The 17,343-nt window shown below is 63.3% G+C and carries 17 protein-coding genes; 11 read left to right on the top strand and 6 right to left on the bottom strand.

Annotation, left to right across the window (positions count from 1 at the left end):
- The first annotated feature begins 88 nt into the window (after positions 1 to 88).
- Both M2337_RS11795 and M2337_RS11790 read left to right on the top strand, forming a co-directional pair.
- Positions 89 to 1,036, top strand: a complete 948-nt coding sequence (locus M2337_RS11795; RefSeq protein WP_264570384.1) for an ABC transporter ATP-binding protein — start codon at positions 89 to 91, stop codon at positions 1,034 to 1,036.
- Positions 1,033 to 1,803 (top strand): ABC transporter permease, encoded by a 771-nt coding sequence (locus M2337_RS11790; protein ID WP_264570383.1) that lies wholly within the window; start codon positions 1,033 to 1,035, stop codon positions 1,801 to 1,803. The genes M2337_RS11795 and M2337_RS11790 overlap by 4 nt, the downstream gene beginning before the upstream one ends.
- A gap of 79 nt (positions 1,804 to 1,882) precedes the next feature.
- Here M2337_RS11790 and glpX read toward each other — a convergent pair whose 3' ends face one another.
- From glpX to M2337_RS11775, 3 genes are all read right to left on the bottom strand, one after another.
- The gene (glpX, locus tag M2337_RS11785; RefSeq protein ID WP_181559765.1) at positions 1,883 to 2,872 is read right to left on the bottom strand and encodes a class II fructose-bisphosphatase; all 990 of its coding nucleotides are present in this window, start codon (positions 2,870 to 2,872) and stop codon (positions 1,883 to 1,885) included.
- A 134-nt stretch (positions 2,873 to 3,006) separates the two neighbouring features.
- Positions 3,007 to 4,323 (bottom strand): homoserine dehydrogenase, encoded by a 1,317-nt coding sequence (locus M2337_RS11780; RefSeq protein WP_264570382.1) that lies wholly within the window; start codon positions 4,321 to 4,323, stop codon positions 3,007 to 3,009.
- Between the two features lie 92 nt (positions 4,324 to 4,415).
- Entirely contained in the window at positions 4,416 to 5,297 is an 882-nt protein-coding gene (locus M2337_RS11775) for a hypothetical protein (RefSeq protein ID WP_264570381.1), read from the bottom strand.
- 229 nt (positions 5,298 to 5,526) lie between these two features.
- Between M2337_RS11775 and M2337_RS11770 the strand changes: the two genes are divergently transcribed.
- From M2337_RS11770 to M2337_RS11750, 5 genes are all read left to right on the top strand, one after another.
- Complete coding sequence (locus M2337_RS11770) at positions 5,527 to 6,180, top strand: energy transducer TonB (RefSeq protein ID WP_181559762.1); 654 nt, start codon at positions 5,527 to 5,529, stop codon at positions 6,178 to 6,180.
- Between the two features lie 72 nt (positions 6,181 to 6,252).
- Positions 6,253 to 7,002, top strand: a complete 750-nt coding sequence (locus M2337_RS11765) for a MotA/TolQ/ExbB proton channel family protein (protein ID WP_181559761.1) — start codon at positions 6,253 to 6,255, stop codon at positions 7,000 to 7,002.
- 101 nt (positions 7,003 to 7,103) lie between these two features.
- Positions 7,104 to 7,589, top strand: coding sequence for an ExbD/TolR family protein (locus M2337_RS11760; RefSeq protein ID WP_181559760.1), 486 nt, complete (start codon positions 7,104 to 7,106; stop codon positions 7,587 to 7,589).
- Between the two features lie 25 nt (positions 7,590 to 7,614).
- Positions 7,615 to 8,040, top strand: coding sequence for an ExbD/TolR family protein (locus M2337_RS11755; protein ID WP_181559759.1), 426 nt, complete (start codon positions 7,615 to 7,617; stop codon positions 8,038 to 8,040).
- Positions 8,041 to 8,519: 479 nt separating this feature from the next.
- The gene (locus M2337_RS11750; RefSeq protein WP_264572250.1) at positions 8,520 to 8,840 is read left to right on the top strand and encodes a PilZ domain-containing protein; all 321 of its coding nucleotides are present in this window, start codon (positions 8,520 to 8,522) and stop codon (positions 8,838 to 8,840) included.
- Positions 8,841 to 9,296: 456 nt separating this feature from the next.
- Here the strand turns inward: M2337_RS11750 and M2337_RS11745 are convergent, their stop codons facing one another.
- Positions 9,297 to 11,087: an ABC transporter transmembrane domain-containing protein gene (locus M2337_RS11745; RefSeq protein WP_264570380.1), complete on the bottom strand. Its 1,791-nt coding sequence runs from the start codon at positions 11,085 to 11,087 to the stop codon at positions 9,297 to 9,299.
- A 178-nt stretch (positions 11,088 to 11,265) separates the two neighbouring features.
- On the opposite strand from M2337_RS11745, the gene M2337_RS11740 reads away from it, so the two are divergent.
- The 3 genes from M2337_RS11740 to M2337_RS11730 all read left to right on the top strand — a co-directional run bounded on the left by M2337_RS11740 (position 11,266) and on the right by M2337_RS11730 (position 13,998).
- Positions 11,266 to 12,501 (top strand): polyhydroxyalkanoate depolymerase, encoded by a 1,236-nt coding sequence (locus M2337_RS11740; RefSeq protein WP_264570379.1) that lies wholly within the window; start codon positions 11,266 to 11,268, stop codon positions 12,499 to 12,501.
- A gap of 23 nt (positions 12,502 to 12,524) precedes the next feature.
- The gene (gene dgcA, locus M2337_RS11735; protein ID WP_264570378.1) at positions 12,525 to 13,547 is read left to right on the top strand and encodes an N-acetyl-D-Glu racemase DgcA; all 1,023 of its coding nucleotides are present in this window, start codon (positions 12,525 to 12,527) and stop codon (positions 13,545 to 13,547) included.
- A gap of 76 nt (positions 13,548 to 13,623) precedes the next feature.
- The gene (locus M2337_RS11730; protein WP_181559754.1) at positions 13,624 to 13,998 is read left to right on the top strand and encodes a hypothetical protein; all 375 of its coding nucleotides are present in this window, start codon (positions 13,624 to 13,626) and stop codon (positions 13,996 to 13,998) included.
- On the opposite strand, the gene M2337_RS11725 is transcribed toward M2337_RS11730, so the two are convergent.
- Entirely contained in the window at positions 13,980 to 15,164 is a 1,185-nt protein-coding gene (locus tag M2337_RS11725) for a mechanosensitive ion channel family protein (RefSeq protein ID WP_264570377.1), read from the bottom strand. The two genes, M2337_RS11730 and M2337_RS11725, sit on opposite strands and share 19 nt — an antisense overlap.
- Positions 15,164 to 15,934 carry a bifunctional 2-polyprenyl-6-hydroxyphenol methylase/3-demethylubiquinol 3-O-methyltransferase UbiG gene (gene ubiG / locus M2337_RS11720; RefSeq protein ID WP_264570376.1) on the bottom strand — a complete coding sequence of 257 codons (771 nt, stop codon included), beginning with the start codon at positions 15,932 to 15,934 and terminating at the stop codon, positions 15,164 to 15,166. Before ubiG ends, M2337_RS11725 begins: the two co-directional genes overlap by 1 nt.
- A 106-nt stretch (positions 15,935 to 16,040) precedes the next feature.
- On the opposite strand from ubiG, the gene M2337_RS11715 reads away from it, so the two are divergent.
- Positions 16,041 to 17,300 carry an aspartate kinase gene (locus M2337_RS11715; RefSeq protein WP_264570375.1) on the top strand — a complete coding sequence of 420 codons (1,260 nt, stop codon included), beginning with the start codon at positions 16,041 to 16,043 and terminating at the stop codon, positions 17,298 to 17,300.
- Positions 17,301 to 17,343 lie beyond the last annotated feature (43 nt).

Genomic DNA, 17,343 nt, shown 5'->3' with positions numbered 1-17,343 from the left:
ATTTTGCGCACGGGATGTTTCGGGCGGAACGGCGTTTATCCGCACGCCGCTCTTTGCAAGACCCGGCCGATGGAGTAGCTGCGCTATCATGACGGCAATCCTCTCGCTCCGCGGCGTAAACAAGCAATATGCCAGCGGTCACAAGGCGCTCGGCAGCGTCGATCTCGATGTGGAGGAGGGCGAGATCTTCGCGCTTCTCGGGCCGAATGGCGCTGGCAAGACCACGCTCATATCCATCATCTGCGGCATTGTGCGCGCCAGTGGCGGGACTGTGCATGTCGGCGGGCACGATATCGTGCGGGATTATCGCCAGACGCGCGCCACCATCGGTCTGGTGCCGCAGGAACTCTCGACCGATCAGTTCGAACGCGTGATCGATACGGTGCGCTTCAGCCGTGGCCTGTTCGGCAAGCCACGCGACGATGCCTATATCGAGAAGGTGCTGCGCGACCTGACGCTGTGGGACAAGCGCCACGCCAAGCTGCAGGAGCTTTCCGGCGGCATGAAGCGGCGAGTGATGATCGCCAAGGCGCTCGCCCATGAGCCGCGCCTGCTGTTTCTGGATGAGCCCACTGCCGGCGTCGACGTGGAACTGCGCCGCGACATGTGGGCGCTGGTCCGCCAACTGCGGGACAATGGCGCGACGATCATCCTCACGACCCATTATATCGAGGAAGCCGAGGACATGGCCGATCGCGTGGGCGTCATCACCGGCGGCGAGCTGATTCTGGTGGAAGACAAGGCCCGGCTGATGAAGAAGCTGGGCAAGAAGACGCTGCGGATCACGCTCAATGAGCCGATGTCGGCTGTGCCTGCTGCCCTGTCTGACTGGCGCGTGACTCTGGAGAGCGACGGCGCCGAGCTTGAATATGTGTTCGACAGCCAGGCCGAGCGCACCGGGATCTCGGCGCTGCTCGGCCAGCTGAGCGCCCTCGGCATCGGCTACAAGGACCTCAACACCAAGGAGAGCTCGCTGGAGGACATTTTCGTGGATCTTGTCCACAAGCCCGCGACCCGGTCGGAGCAGGCGGCATGAGCGGCATCAACATCCACGCGATCCGCGCGATTTATCTGTTCGAGCTGCACCGCTTCCAGCGCACGCTGATGACGGGGCTGGTCGTGCCGGCGTTGACCACCACGCTCTATTTCGTGGTGTTCGGCAGCGCCATCGGCTCGCGGATGACGGAAGTCGACGGAATTCCCTATGGCGCGTTCATCGTGCCGGGCCTCATCATGCTGTCGATGTTCACGGAGAGCATCTTCAACGCCAGCTTCGGCATCTACATGCCCAAATATAGCGGCACGATCTACGAGCTGCTCTCCGCGCCCATTTCCGCGCTGGAGACGATCATCGCCTATGTGGGCGCGGCGGCGACCAAGTCGATGATCATCGGGCTGGTGATTCTCGCGACGGCGCATCTGTTCGTCGATCTGCCCATCGCGCACCCTGCGGCGATGCTCCTGTTCATGATGGTGATCGCGATCAGCTTTTGCCTGTTCGGGTTCATCCTGGGCATCTGGGCGCAGAGTTTCGAGCAGTTGCAGGTCATCCCGCTGATCGTCGTCATGCCGATGACCTTTCTGGGCGGCGCGTTCTACTCGATCCATATGCTGCCCGAACCGTGGCGGACGATCACAATGTTCAATCCGGTCGTCTATCTGATCAGCGGCTTCCGCTGGACCTTCTTCGGGAAGGGCGACGTCGCGATGGGCGTCTCCGTGGCATTTGTCAGCGCGATGCTAATCATCTGCCTCGCGGTGATCGCCTGGATGTTCAAGACCGGATATCGCCTCAAGAAGTAGAGCGAACGGGCGTCAAATACAAAAACGCCCGCCATGCGCGAACGCAGGCGGGCGGTTCAGTCTCTGAATACTCGGTGGGTCAGTCGCGGGCGCGATGCTCACCCTTGACCCAGCGGACAGTGCCGGACGAGGCCCGCATCACGACGCTGTTCGTGGTCATCTTACCGCCGCGCAGGAGTTTGACGCCCTCGAGCAGCGAACCATCGGTGACGCCGGTTGCAGCGAAGATGCAGTCCCCCTTGGCGAGGTCCTCCAGCTTGTAGATGCGGTCGAGGTCGGTGATGCCCCACTTGCGGGCGCGGGCCTTCTCGTCCTCGTTGCGGAACAGGAGCTTACCGTTGAACTGGCCGCCGACGCAGCGCAGGGCCGCACAGGCCAGCACGCCCTCGGGCGCGCCGCCGGAGCCCATGTACATGTCGATGGTGGTGTCCGGGTCCGTCGTCGCGATCACGCCGGCCACGTCGCCGTCGCCGATCAGCACCACGCCGCAGCCGATGCCGCGCAGTTCGGCAATCAGCTTCTCATGGCGGGGACGATCCAGCACGCACACGATGATCTCGGATGGCTTTACGCCCTTGGCCTTGGCGACGGCCTCGACATTCTCCGTCGCGCTCTTGCGCATGTCGATGATGTCCGGCGGATAGCCGGGGCCAACCGCCAGCTTCTCCATGTAGACGTCCGGCGCGTTGAGCAGATTGCCTTCTTCGGCCGCAGCGAGAACCGCAAGCGCATTGGGGCCGGCCTTGGCGGTGATGGTCGTGCCTTCCAGCGGATCGAGCGCGATGTCGATTTTGGGGCCACGGCCCGGCGCGCCACCGACCTTCTCCCCGATGTACAGCATGGGGGCTTCGTCGCGCTCACCTTCGCCGATCACCACCGTGCCATCCATGTACAGGCCATCGAAGGCCTTGCGCATCGCTTCGACGGCAGCAGCGTCAGCGGCCTTCTCGTCGCCGCGCCCCACGAGCTTGGACGCGGCGATCGCGGCGGCCTCGGTGACGCGCACCATCTCAAGAACAAGTACCCGATCGAGTACGGAACTGGCTTCGACGGTATTCGACTTCCCCATCCTGCGGCATCCTTTGCTGAATTGATGGGACGCGATAGGCGAGGATTGTTGCAATGTCGATAATGAGCCAGCGTCTTACCGGTGCGGCCGGGCGCATATCGCATCCCGGCCTGTAAGCGCGGGGTCGCCGCCTGTCAGTCGAGGATGTGCATCAACATCGGCGCGCCCAACAGGCTGTCCGATCCGCCGAGCCTGCGCAGCAGATCATCGATGGCGGAGAGGGCGCCCGGGTGAGTGACGATGGCGACGAGAACGCCCTCGTCCGCGGTGGCGGCCCGCTGGATCACGCTTTCGATCGATACACCCGAATCTCGCATCGCTGCCGTGATTTCCGCCAGCACGCCGGGGCGATCCTGAACCTGGAAGCGCAGATAGGCGCGGCCGGTGCGCTGCCCGGCATCGGCCTTGACCTGGCGCTGCAGCCACTCGGCCGGCATGGCGAAGGCAGGGCCATATTCATCGCGCGCCACGTCGATGACGTCGGCGACCACCGCCGAAGCAGTCGGGCCTTCACCGGCACCCGCGCCCTGGAAGAACAGGCGGCCGACGAAATTGCCCTCCGCCACGACCGCGTTCAGCGCGCCATCGACATGGGAAAGCGGGTGATCGAGCGGCACCAGCATGGGGTGGACGCGCTGGAAGAGGCCGACATTCTCGCTGCCGTCCGCCTCGCACTCTGCCATGCCGACCAGCCTGATCTTGAAGCCGAGCGATGCCGCCTCGCGGATGTCGGCAGCCATGACATTGCGGATGCCGGTGATGTCCACCGAGCCGAAATCGATCTCCGTGCCGAAGGCGAGGCTGGCGAGAATCGAGAGCTTGTGCGCGGCGTCGATACCGTCAATGTCGAAGGTTGGATCGGCTTCGGCATAGCCTTTGGCCTGCGCGTCCTCCAGCACCTGGTCGAACGGGCTGCCATGCTGCTCCATGGTGGAGAGGATGTAATTGCAGGTGCCGTTGAGGATGCCATAGACCCGCATGATGCGATTGGCAGCGGCGCCCTCGCGCAGGCCCTTGATGACTGGCACGCCGCCCGCGACGGCCGCTTCATATTTCAGCGCAACGCCGCTCCGCTCGGCTTCATGTGCCAAATCGAGACCGTGATGGGCGATCATCGCCTTGTTGGCCGTGACGAAAGGCTTGCCCTGGCTCAGGCATTGGCGGGCCAGCGTCAGAGCCGGGCCATCCGCGCCGCCGATCAGCTCGACGACCGTATCGATGTCCTCGCGCTGCGCGAGGGTCGCCATGTCGTCGACCCATTCATAGGCGGAGAGATCGAGCCCGCGATCCTTGCTGCGGTCCCGCGCGGAAATGGCGACCACCTCGATCGGGCGGCCTGCACGCCGAGCGATCAGATCCCGATTGGTCTCCAGCAGGCGAATGACACCGGCGCCCACGGTTCCCAAGCCGACGATGGCGAGGCGAAGGGGGCGGGAAGAGGCGTCGGTCATAATCATGTCCTGCAAAAAGGTGTGAGCGGCGGTCGCACGGAGGTCCGCCGCCGCTCATAGCGGGTAATCCCGTACAGGAAAGAGCCCTCTGCCTAAATGACCGGCGTTTGCGTGCGGTCGCATGGTCCCAGTGCGGCCCGGAATGCGTTGTAATCGCGACTGGCGGCTTCCGCATCGTTGCGCGCCAGTTCGGTGAGGGACAAGGCCGGGAGCTGGTCGGGCAGGCTGCACGCGAGGCGATACCACAGCAAGGTGTCCCGCTCGGGAAGCTTCGCCGAATCGTCCACAACCTCGCCCAGCGACACGCTGAAATGCGGCTGCTCCTGCGGCCGGCGGATCACTGACAGCGAAATCGGCGAGCCGTCCGCCGTGCCAAGGAAGATCTGGGTCTCTCCTTCACCCACAATCGCGCCCGGCACATGAAAGGCAGAGGTGATGGCGGTGATCGGACCTGGTGCGCCCGGCGCGTAAAGATCTTCGATGACCTTTCGGGCCAGCGCCTCGTTGGCGGGGGTCCAGGGCACGAGCGCCGTGCTCGCGCTCAGCTGGAACTCGCTCACCTGCTGGCCGACTTTGCCGAAAGCGAGAAAAATCTTGTTCTTGAGGTTGGGGCGTCGGGCATTTTCCGCCGACCCGTCCACGAGGAAAGAGATTCGCTTGGACATCACGCCATCACTGCGAATCAAGCCGAGCGTTTCAGCCTGGACGTAAAAACGGCTCCGCGTTTCCGGCAGATCGGGCGCGCGCTCACGCTTGAGGGCGACGATAGAACGCACGGTAATGCGCGCCACCGTGGGGGATGACGATACCAGTTCGGCCATCCGCGCGTAACTCAAGCTTGCAGGCTCTGGCGATTCTGCCACCTGTGCCGTAGCGGAAGTGCAAATAAAGGGGGAAGCGGCTGTCAACAGGGCGCTGCAACCGATTGCCACCAGTTTGAACCGGGCCTTTGGGCGTCGGATTGTGTCGGTCATACGCAATTCTCCTGATAGGCCTTCCTCAGCCTCTAACATAGGGGGTTAAGCAGAGGTGACCACCGTCAACAAAGCGTTTGCTTCACACGTTTTGCCACGATAGGACATGCCTCGGAATTTAGGAGCCCGAGCGATCAGTATCGCACGGAAGACGTCGTGCTTTACGGCATTTCGTCGATTCGTGGTCTGATTGTCAGCGCTGTATCGAGCTAGGGAGTGTCATTGCTGAATGGCCTATGCTGACCAGTCACAATCGTCCGGTAGGACGGTTTCTCTTATCATCGTGGCAATCATTCACGCGATCCTCGGTTATGCGTTTGTGACGGGGCTTGGCATCAAGTATGTCAAGCAGGCTGCAGAACAGCTGAACGTCATTGACGTGGCAGAGGAGCCGCCGCCGCCAGAGGAGGAGCCGCCGCCACCGCCTCCGCCTCCGCCGGACATGCCGCCGCCACCGCCGCCGCCGCCCACAGCGCCGCCGCCGATGATTTCGCTGCCGAGCACGGCTCCGGTTCTGGCGCCGCCGCCGCCTCCCACGCCGCCTCCGCCGGCTCCGCCTGCACCGCCGCCGCCGCCTGCGCCGGTGGTCAGCAAGGCCGCTGGCGCCAGGGGTAACCCTGCGAGCTGGATTACGTCTGACGACTATCCTGCCGGTGCTCGTCGTGACGAGGCCGAGGGTTCGGTGACGATCGCTTGGGATATCAATGCCCAGGGGCGCGTCGAAAATTGCCGGGTGACCGCATCGAGCGGCCGCAAGGACCTCGACGAAACCGCTTGCAGCCTGATCACGCGCCGGGGACGTTATTCTCCCGCGCTCGATCAAGCCGGCAATCCGATCAAGTCCAGCAGCTCGCGCCGCGTGGTCTGGAAGCTTGAACGTTAATCCTGATTTCGGCCGTCCCGAACCGGGGCGAGGGACGGCCCATTCACCGACTGGTTTGAGAGGAATACACGAATGTTGATTTATTTGTCCGCAGCCGCTGCGCCGGCCGATAACCCTTACGGTCTCATGGAAGCCCTCGAGCAGGGCGGCGTGATCGCCTGGACCGTTTTCATCATTCTTTGCGGCATGTCCGTGTTCTCGTTCTTCATTCTGTTCTCGAAGCTCATCGAGCAGCAGAAGGTGATCGGCCAGGCCAAGAAGGTCCGTACGACGTTCTGGCGTTCGGCGACCCTCAAGGAGGGTTCGGCCAAGCTCGAGAAGAACAGCGCCTACAAGCAGCTGGTCGACGACGGCATCATGGCGCAGGAACAGCATGCCAAGCTGACCGATCCGGTCGAGGCGCATGACTGGATGCACGCTTCGCTCGCGCGTTCGGAAGCCGCGATCAACTCCAAGCTCGGCGGTGGCCTCGCGTTCCTCGCGACCGTCGGTGCGACCGCGCCGTTCATCGGTCTGTTCGGTACGGTTATCGGTATTTACCGCGCGCTCATCAAGATCGGTGCGTCCGGTCAGGCCTCGATCGACGCCGTTGCCGGCCCGGTCGGTGAAGCTCTGATCATGACCGCGCTGGGTCTGGCCGTGGCCGTTCCGGCGGTGCTTGCCTACAACTGGCTGCAGCGTCGTAACAAGTCGATTGCTGAAGACCTGAGCGGCTTCAACAACGACCTGCTCGGCTACATGGTGTCCAACGGTGCGGTTCGTCCGACCGTGGTTGCTGCCCCGGCCGCGCCCGCTGCCAAGCCGGCTGCCGCCAAGGCCTGAGCTATCAAATGAAGCAGGTGTGGCGATCCTTGAGCGGTCGCCACATCAAGCCTCCGCAAGGACGTGCGTGCTTCCAAAGCCAAGAGTTAGGATTTTGATCGATGGCAATTAGCTCTGGGGGTGGTGGTGATGACACCCCGATGTCGGACATCAACACGACGCCTCTCGTGGACGTCATGCTGGTGCTTCTCATCATCTTCCTCATCGCAATTCCGGTGGTGATCCAGACAGTGGACGTGAAGCTGCCGAAGATCGCCTTCGAGCCAACGACCACGAAGCCGGAAAATGTGAGCCTTACGGTTCGCGCAGTGGATGGGCAGTGCGAAGTGTACTGGAACGTGACCAAGGTCACGGCCGGCGATCTTCTCAACCGCGCTGTCAAGAAGCTGGAAGCGGATATCGAGAAGGCCGGTGGCGTGGAGAACATGAACCCCGACGATCTGCCCGAAGCGCACATCCGTGCAGACATCGATACGCCGTACCGGTGCATCGGCGGCACGATCTTCACGATGCAGCGCGCTGGTTATCCGAAGGTTGGCTTCATTTCCGAGCCCGACCCGGCTTCGATTTCCGTCCGTCGCCTCTGACGCCCAAGTTTAGGAGACCAGTCCCATGGCAATGAGTGGTGGCCGCGACGACGGCGAGCCGATGATGGAAATGAACACGACGCCGTTGATCGACGTCATGCTCGTGCTCCTCATCATGTTCATTATCACGATCCCGATCCAAACCCACGCGGTGAAGATCGACCTTCCGCAGAATGCAGACGCGCCGCAGAACACGATCGACCCGGTCAAGAATCGTCTGACCATCGATCCGGCAGGCACGATCTACTGGAATGGCGCCCCGGTCGACCGGGTGACGCTGCGCCAGTATCTCGATCAGACCAGCCGTATGGCCCCGGAGCCTGAGCTGCAGTTCGAGCCTGACCAGTCGGCTCGTTATGTGGTGGTTGATGAGGTGCTCGCCATCATCAAGCGCGCTGGCGTGACCAAGCTCGGCTTCGTCGGCAACGACCGTTACGGCGGCGTGTTCTGATCATAACGGAAACGCGCTTCGTCGCGGATATGGATATGTTTGGAAAAGGGGGCTTCGGCCCCCTTTTTTTGTTGGGCGTCAAAGGGAGGCGTCTGGGGTTAGGATGGAAGGCGTTTGGGGGGCAGGCGTCGGCCCTAGGCGTGAGCGCGTGTCAGCGGCCTTCAAGACCTCGATATTGCGCTGCGCGTGCGAGCACAGTTGTATTGCGCTGAGAGGCCAGCACGCGAGTGGCGGACAAACGCGCCAAGTCAGTTGACGGTTCTAGGCCTTTCAACGGCGCCGGTGATGCCATTAGCCCTTGGCTCCGGCGCGGAGGCAGCGCTGCTGATCCCAAGCGATCAGGATGGAGAAGTCGCCGCCGGTCGAGGTACTCCTAGGTCTTAGGGTCCTCATATGCTGGGCCGGACGGACCTCCTTTGATTAGGACGATGGTAAGCTTCCCTGGCATATCGTGCGGTGTTCGAGGCAGGCAGGTCGATATGGGCGCAGTTCCAGACAGAATGAATGAGCCGTCCGCTCGTTCGTCAGCGCGGCAGTCGGTCTTGATTGGCGTCCGCGTGCGCCGCAAGGGCGAGAGTTGGTTCAAGAGCCGGATTTCGGACATGTCGCTCACGGGCTTCCGCTTGATGAGCTACGTCAAGCTTCAGGTCGGTATGGAAGTGTGGGTGATGTTTGCCGGCTTTGAAGGGCGCAAGGCGTTCGTCACCTGGGTATGCGACCATGAAGCGGGGTGCGAGTTCGAGACACCGATGCATCCGGCGATTTTCGATCACATCGTTCGCGGCGCTGAGGCGGACTGACGACATCGGGCCAATCAAGGGCGCGGGCTCGGCAAATGGTCCGCTTCCCCGGGAAAACGGCAAGTGGGCGCGCTAACTTGCTCCCCAGACGCTCGGTCAGTTCTGTGTCGCTCCATATCCATTGCCGGTTTGCTGCAGGCAACAGCCGGCTCCGAAAGGGCTCTCGGTTCGAGATCGACGGGCGTCGCTCGCGGATCTGCTCAGGAGGTGTTTGATGCTTCGATGCCATCCCGGGCGCGTTCATCGGGGCCTGGAAGTGCTCGTGCTGCGCATGGGCGCGTTGCCGGTCTCGGTGCTTCCAGTTGAGACCCTGAACACTACCCAGCCGACTTATGTTTGAGCGTCCTTCACTTGGCCACGCGGCTGCCGGGCCAAACATGCGCGAGCACAGCTAAGAGCCAGCGCCGCATCAGCAACAACTGATCACCGCGCAAACGTCCGTCAACTCTCCGGCGATCAGGCCGGTTCGTCGAATTGCAATGATGCCAGCCGGGCGTAGAGGCCACCGCGGGCGATCAGGTCCGCGTGGGTGCCGATGTCCGCGATCCGGCCCTGATCGAGGACGACGATGCGGTCGGCGGCGCGGACGGTCGCCAGGCGATGGGCGATGACGATAGTCGTGCGATCCTTCATCAGCCGGGCGAGGGCATCCTGCACCAGGCTCTCGGATTCTGCGTCCAGCGCGGAGGTCGCTTCATCGAGAAGCAGCAGCGGCGCATCCTTGAGCAGCGCGCGGGCGATCGCGACGCGTTGGCGCTGGCCGCCGGAGAGGCGGGCGCCGCTCTCGCCGAGTTCGGTGTCCAAGCCCTGCGGCAGCGCCTTGAGAAAGCCGTCGGCATTGGCTGCGCGCGCGGCCTCCATCAACTGCTCGTCGGTGGCATCCCAGCGTCCGTAACGCAGATTGTCGCGCGCACTGGCCGCAAAGATCACGGTTTCCTGCGGCACCAGCGCGATCATGCTGCGCAGGCTCAGCAGGTCTGCCTCGCGCAGGTCGACGCCGTTGAGGAGCACCCGCCCGTGGGACGGATCGTAAAACCGCTCCGCAAGCTGAAGGAGCGTGGATTTGCCCGCGCCGGATGGCCCGACGATGGCCACGGTCTCGCCCGGTGCGACATCCAGCGAGAAATCCGTGAGCGCCGGCAAATCCGGCCGCGTCGGATAGCGGAAGGCCACATTTTCGAAGGTCAGCCGCGCCTGACCGGGCTGCGGGATGGCGACCGGCCGCGCCGGTTGGCGGATTTCGGAGACGGCGCTGGTCAGTTCGCTCAGCCGGGTGGCGGCCCCGGCCCCGCGCAGCAGATCGCCATAGACCTCGGTGAGGGCCCCGAAGGCACCCGCGACAAGGCCGCCCGTCATGACGAAGGCTGCGATGCTGCCGCCGGACATCCGGCCCGCCGCGACGTCAAGCGCGCCCTGCCACATGATGAGCGTGATGGAGCCGAAGATCACCAGAATGATCGTCGCGGTCATGGCCGCTCGCAGGGTGATGCGCTGGCGGGCCGTGCGGAAGCTGTCCTCGACCGCGCGCCGGAATCGTCCGGCCTCGCGCTCTTCCTGACCGAAGGCCTGGACGATCTTCATGGCGCTCAGCACTTCGTTGGTGATGCTGCCGACCGCAGCCAGCCGATCCTGACTGTTGCGCGAGAGCGCGCGCAGGCGCCGACCGACCAGAATGATCGGCCCGAGCACGATGGGAATTCCGAACAGCAGCATCGCCGTAAGGCGCGGCGCGAGCATGAACAGATAGAAGATGCCGCCAAAACCGGTGAGCAGATTGCGCATCGCCACCGAGACCGTCGAGCCGACGACCTGCTCGATGATGGCGGTATCCGCCGTCATGCGAGAGGCGATCTCGGAGGGGCGGTTATGCTCGAAGAAAGCCGGCTCTTGCCGCAGCAGATTGGCCTGCGCGGCGATCCGCAGATCGGCCACCACGCGCTCGCCCAGCCAGGCGACGAAGTAGAAGCGCATGGCGGTCGCAAAGGCCAGGATGACCACGATGAGCAGCAGATACTGGAACCAGCGGCTGATGTCCCCATCCAGTCCCGAGGCGAAACCGCGATCAATGACCAGCTTGAAACCACTGGGGATGGCAAGCGTTGCTGCAGAGGCGAGAACCAGTGCGAAGCCGGCGCCGGCTATGCGGCCGGGGTAGCGGAGCGCGGCGCGCCAGATCAGTCGAAGATTGCCAAGATCGCCCGCTTTGCGCCGATCGTCATTGTCTGGGGTGGACGCCGAGGTAGCCATGGCCGCGCCCTAGACCAACTTTGCAACCAAGGGGAGGGCTTTTGCACCTGCGCTCTGCCTTCTGGTGTGGCAAAGGAGACGCGTCGGCACTATTTAATGCTTCTAAGCCCGGCATCGGCGCTGGCGTCAGGGCGTTGGATGTGCTGGTTTAGACAGATGGCCCCGAGTAAGGAAACACATGCTCTATAGTGCCTATGAAATTCAGCGCAGCTTTCTGGCAAGCGCCAGTGCCATGGCGACCGCGAGCGTAGAACTGCTCCAAAATCCCGCAAATCCCTTTGCTTATTTCGGTGGCGGTCCGATGCTCGCCTCCGCGCTGGATGTGTTCGCGCATGCCGCCGCGCCGCGCGGCAAGCCCGCCTTCGATCTGCCGACCACCGAGGTGGATGGGCAGACCGTAGCGGTGCACGAAGTCATCGAGGCGCGCCAGGTCTTCGGCCAGCTGCGTCATTTCGTGCGGGAAGGGCAGGAGGGCCGGCACCCCAAGCTGCTGATCGTCGCGCCCATGTCCGGCCATTTCGCGACGCTCCTGCGCGGGACGGTGGCCCGGATGCTGCCGGGGCATGACGTCTACATCACCGACTGGCGCGATGCCCGCGATGTGCCGCTTTCCGATGGGTCGTTCGATCTGGATGATTATGTCGATTATCTCGTCGGGTGGCTCGAGCACATCGGCCCGGGCGCACATATGCTGGCGGTCTGCCAGCCGTCGGTGCCCTGTCTGGCTGCCGCGAGCCTCATGTCCGCCTCCAAGCATCCGTGCCGTCCGCGCACATTGACGATGATGGGCGGCCCGATCGATACTCGCGAGGGGCCGACCGCCGTTAATCAGCTGGCGCAGGAGCGACCGCTGAGCTGGTTCAGCCAGAATGTCGTGACCTCGGTTCCGTTCAATTACCCCGGCGCCGGTCGGAAGGTCTATCCCGGCTTCATGCAGTTGGCCGGCTTCATGACCATGAACCTTGGCAACCACCTGATGAGCCACTGGCAGATGTTCCGCCACCTCGTTCAAGGAGATGACGAGAGCGCGGACGCGACCAAGAAGTTCTACGAGGAATATCGCTCGGTCTGCGACATGACCGCCGAATTCTACCTGCAGACCGTCAATGAGGTCTTCAAGAAGCACAGCCTGCCCAAGGGCGAGTTCATGCATCGCGGCGTCCGCATCGACACCGCGGCGATCACGGATGTCGCGCTGCTCGCCGTCGAAGGCGAGAATGACGATATTTCGGGCATCGGCCAGACGAGGGCGGCGCTCAAGATTTCCCCGAAGCTGCCGGACGAGATGAAGCAATATTATCTCGCCGAGACGGTCGGCCATTACGGCATCTTCAATGGCTCGAAATGGCGCAATCGCATTGCGCCAGTGGTCGAGGCATGGATTGCCCGCCACGATGATCTGCCGCGCGGCTGATCGCCCGTTCTCATGAGGTCGGATTGGCAGTGATCGACATTGGCCTGCAGCAAGTCGCGGTCGAGCGCTTCGCCGTGCGCAACGCTTTCACCATCAGCCGTGGCGCCAAGACGTTTGTCGATGTGGTCATGTGCGTGGTCACGGATGGCATATTCATCGGCCGAGGCGAGGGCACGCCGATCTATTATCATGGCGAGACGGCCGAAGGGTGTGCGGCTGCGATCGAGGCGCTCGTGCAGGCGCAGGGCGGCGTGCCGGACCGCGAGACGTTGCGCACCCTGATGCCACCGGGCGCCGCACGCAATGCGCTCGATTGCGCACTGTGGGATCTGGAGGCAGCGCGGACCGGCAAGCCGGTTTGGGCGCTGGCCGGACTGAAGGCGCCCCAGCCGGTCCGGACGGCCTATACGATCAGCCTCGATACGCCGGAGAAGATGGCGCAGGCGGCCGCAGACGCGCGGGCGCGGGGGTTCACGCTGCTCAAGTGCAAGCTCACCGGCGACGGCGATCAGGCCCGCATCGAAGCGGTGCGCCAAGGTGCGCCGGATGTCGACCTGATCGTGGATGCCAATGAGAGCTGGGCCGATCTGGACGTGCAGGCGCAAGCCCGTGCATTGGCCGATCTGGGCGTCGCATTGATCGAGCAGCCCTTGCCGGCACAGGCTGATGCGGCGCTGGCCGGGCTGGCTCTGCCGGTGCCGATCTGCGCGGACGAGAGCTGCCAGTCGCTGGATGATCTCGCGCGGCTTGGGGCCTATCAAGCAATCAATATCAAGCTCGACAAGGCCGGTGGACTCACCGAGGCGCTCGCCATGGCCCATGCGGCAAGGGCCGCGGGGAAGCGCATCATGGTCGGCTGCATGCTCGCAAGCTCGCTCGGCATTGCGCCTGCCTTTCTGCTTGCACAGTTCGCCGATTGGGTGGACCTCGATGGCGCCTTGCTGCTAGCTCATGATCGCGAGGGCGCCATGAATGTCGCCAGCGGATATCTTTCGCCCGGAACTTTATGGGGCGAGGCGATTATAACGGATGCTCAACGAAGTTGAACGACAATAGGGTTTTGAAGCGGTCGTAAAGGCCGAGGACCGGCAGTTGCCGGGTCGCGATTGGAGGAGGCTGTACGTGCGCCTAGCACGAATTCTCGCATTATTGGTGGTACTCGCGACTGTCGGCGTGTCGGCCTATTTCCTCTATCGCATGCCCTTCGCCTGGCTGCAGATCGTCCCTGCGGCGATTGGCGTCGGCCTGTGCCTCTGGTTCTGGCGCACGGCACCCAAGCGCAAGAAAGCTCGCAAGCGCGCCGCGCTCGCGACGGTTCTGTTCGTGCCGCTGCTGATGGCGAGCGCCGTGCTCAGCCTGATGGTGTCGCCGGAATCGGTCTGGCCGGTGTTCACCGCGCTGGCGCTGCTCGCGATGATGGTTGCCGTGCTTGCGCTCATGCGGATCGAGCGCAAACAGAACCATGTGTGGGCCGGCTATTATTCCGACGTGGCCTGATCGGCGCTCCCGATACTGCGCGGGGCCAGAGCGCCCGGCAGTTCGTGGAGGACCGGGTAGGGCATGATCATCTTGCCGGCCGGATCGGCGGTAAATGTGGTCTGCGTGGGATAGGCAAATTCCAGCCCGAGATCGTTGAAACGGCCGAGAATATCGAGGCCGATCGCATGGCGGATCATGTAAACCTCATCCCAATCATGGGAGTGCACGTCGAACTCCAGTTCGAAGTCCAGTGAGCTGGCCCCAAAGCCGATGAAGCCCGAGCGCACGAAGTCGCCGCCATGCGCGTTGACGATCTCTCGTAGCAGATCCGGTATTTTCGCCGCTTCGGCCGGCGGGGTCTGGTAGATGACGCCGATGGCGAACTTGACCCGGCGGCGATCGAGGCCGGTGTAGCTCGTGATCTCCTTGTTCAGCAATTGCGCATTGGAGACGATCATGCGTTCGCCCGTCACCACGCGCAGGCGCGTGGATTTGAGGCCAATGCGCTCCACAACGCCGGTCTGCGTACCGAAATTGATCGCATCGCCGACCTTGAAGGGCTTATCGAAAATGATCGAGAGCGACGCGAACAGGTCCGAGAAAATGCCCTGAGCGGCAAGACCAATGGCAATGCCGCCGATGCCGAGACCGGCGACAAGACCGGTCACGTTGACGCCGAGATTGTCCAGCACGACGATGGCCGCAACGGCGAAGATCGCGATGGAGAGGAGGACTTTGATAAGACCGCTGGCATTGGCCAGGGCTTCGCTGCCGCCCAGCTCCGGGTCCGAGCGCATCTGGATGAAGCCGAGCGCCATGTGGCGCACCCAGACCGCGATCTGCCAGGCCGTCACCACGATGAACAGGAAGTTGATCGCATTGAACAATGCCGGCGGCACCGGGAAATAATTGACGACGAGGCGCGCCGCGATGAGCATCATGAACAGATGCCCGGTTTTCCCGACGGTGCTGGCCGCGACGCCCATGATCGGGGCACTGTGCGCCGCCCTGAGCAGCAGACGCTGGACGATCCGCTTGAGCAGCCCCAGTGCAAAATAGATGGCGATGCCGATCGCCACGGCGATGGCCACCTCGATCCAGTTCTCGCCCAGCCATGTCATGGCATGTTCGAGACTGCGGAGGGGGTTGGCGTGGGATGAAGTTGTCGTCGGGGCAGCAGTCATCAGGCTGGCGTGCTCGCAGATGGGGGGATGTCGTGCGATGAGAACGCCGCAGAGAGGATGTAGTTCACGGACAGATTGCCACTGAGCACAAAGCCATATCGCGGATCGGCCATCAGTCCCTTGGTCGTCATGACCCGCAGGCCACGGTCGGACAGCAGCGCTTCCATCTCCTCCGGGGTGATGAAGCGGGTTGCGTCATGCGTGCCCTTGGCGATGCGGCCGAAGCCCTCTGCCAGCGTCACCACCATCAGTCTGGAGAGCGGCGTCCGGTTTGGCGTCGAGATAATCAACAATCCGTCCGGCTTGAGCAGCCGCGCAATGGCGGAGAGAAACATCGCCGGATCAGTGACATGCTCGATGACTTCCAGCGCCGTGATCAGGTCGAACGGCGGATCGGTCAGCGTCTCCACCCCGCAATTGCGATAATCGATGGGCAGGCCCATTGCGGCGGCGTGTTCACGGGCGACGACGATATTCTCCGGCGCCGCATCCACGGCCGTCACGGCGCCGCCCATGCGGGCGAGCGGCTCGGCGACCAGCCCGGCCCCGCAGCCGACATCGAGAACGCGCTTGCCGGCCAGCGGGCGCAGATCCTGAGGCGATCCACCCCAGTGCGCATCGATAGCGGCGCGGATGAAGCCAAGGCGCACCGGCCCCAGCTTGTGGAGCATGGCGCTGGAGCCATTGGGGTCCCACCAATCGGCCGCGTGTGCGCCGAAATGCGCGGCTTCTTTGGGGTCGATGGTGCTGCTGTGCGGTTCGCTTGCCATTGCCGATCCTGCTGACTAATAGGGCGCCGGCTCGAAGGCCGGTGAATACCGATCCGTCGGCATTTCATGCCCCCTTGATAGTCCAAGAAAGGTCCGCGGCAAGTCCATGGCGCGTATTGTGATGAAATTTGGCGGCACGTCGATGGCCGGCATGGAGCGAATCCGCAACGTTGCGCTTCGGGTGAAGCATGAGGTTGGCCTGGGCAACGAGGTCGCTGTCGTCGTCTCCGCGATGGCCGGCGAGACCGATCGTCTGGTCAACTTCTGCAAGGAAGCCAGCCCGCTTTACGACCCCGCCGAATATGACGTGGTTGTCGCGGCCGGCGAGCAGGTGACGTCCGGGTTGCTGGCGATGACGCTCAAGGCGCTGGGCGTCGATGCGCGCAGCTGGCTGGGCTGGCAGTTGCCGATCCGCACGAGCGAGGCACATAGCAAGGCGCGGATCGACACGGTCGAGACCGAAGGCCTGCTGGCGGCGATGACCTCCGGGCAGGTAGCGGTCATTCCGGGCTTTCAGGGGCAGATGGAGAGCGGCCGGGTCTCGACCCTGGGTCGTGGCGGGTCTGATACCTCCGCCGTGGCGGTCGCGGCCGCCGTGCAGGCCGATCGGTGCGATATCTATACCGATGTCGATGGCGTCTACACGACCGATCCGCGCATCGTCAGCCGGGCCCGCAAGCTCGACAAGGTCACCTATGAGGAAATGCTGGAGCTGGCCAGTGTCGGCTCGAAAGTGCTGCAGACGCGGTCCGTCGCGCTGGCGATGAAGGAGAAGGTGCGCGTGCAGGTGCTCTCGTCCTTCGACGCGCCAGGGGACGATCCCGAACCCGGCACGATGATCGTCAGCGAAGCAGAAATTGAGGAAAGCGACATGGAACGGCAGCTCATCACCGGCATCGCTCATGACAAGAACGAAGCCAAGATCATCGTCACGCGCGTGCCGGACAAACCCGGTGCGGTTGCCAGCATCTTCGGTCCGCTGGCCGATGCGAGCATCAATGTCGACATGATTATCCAGAATGACAGCAAGGATAATGCGGAGACGGACGTGACTTTCACGGTCCCCCGCACCGACCTCGCGCGCAGCGTCGACATTCTGGAGAAGCTGCAGGACGAGATCGGTTTCCGCCGCATCATCACCGACGATCAGGTCGCCAAGATCAGCGTCGTGGGTGTTGGCATGCGCAGCCATGCCGGCGTCGCGGCGACCATGTTCAAGACGCTGGCCGAGCGCGGCATCAATATCGAGGCGATCTCCACCAGTGAGATCAAGGTCTCGGTGCTGATCGACGAGGACGAGACCGAACTGGCCGTTCGCGTACTCCACACCGCCTACGGTCTCGATGCGGAGCAGGCGCCCGCTTGATCTATTTGGAGCCGCTTCCGTTCGGGAGAGGCTCCGAGGCAGC

The organism is Sphingobium sp. B2D3A (assembly GCF_025961795.1).
GTDB lineage: Bacteria > Pseudomonadota > Alphaproteobacteria > Sphingomonadales > Sphingomonadaceae > Sphingobium.
This window is presented reverse-complemented; position numbering and strand designations above follow the sequence as displayed.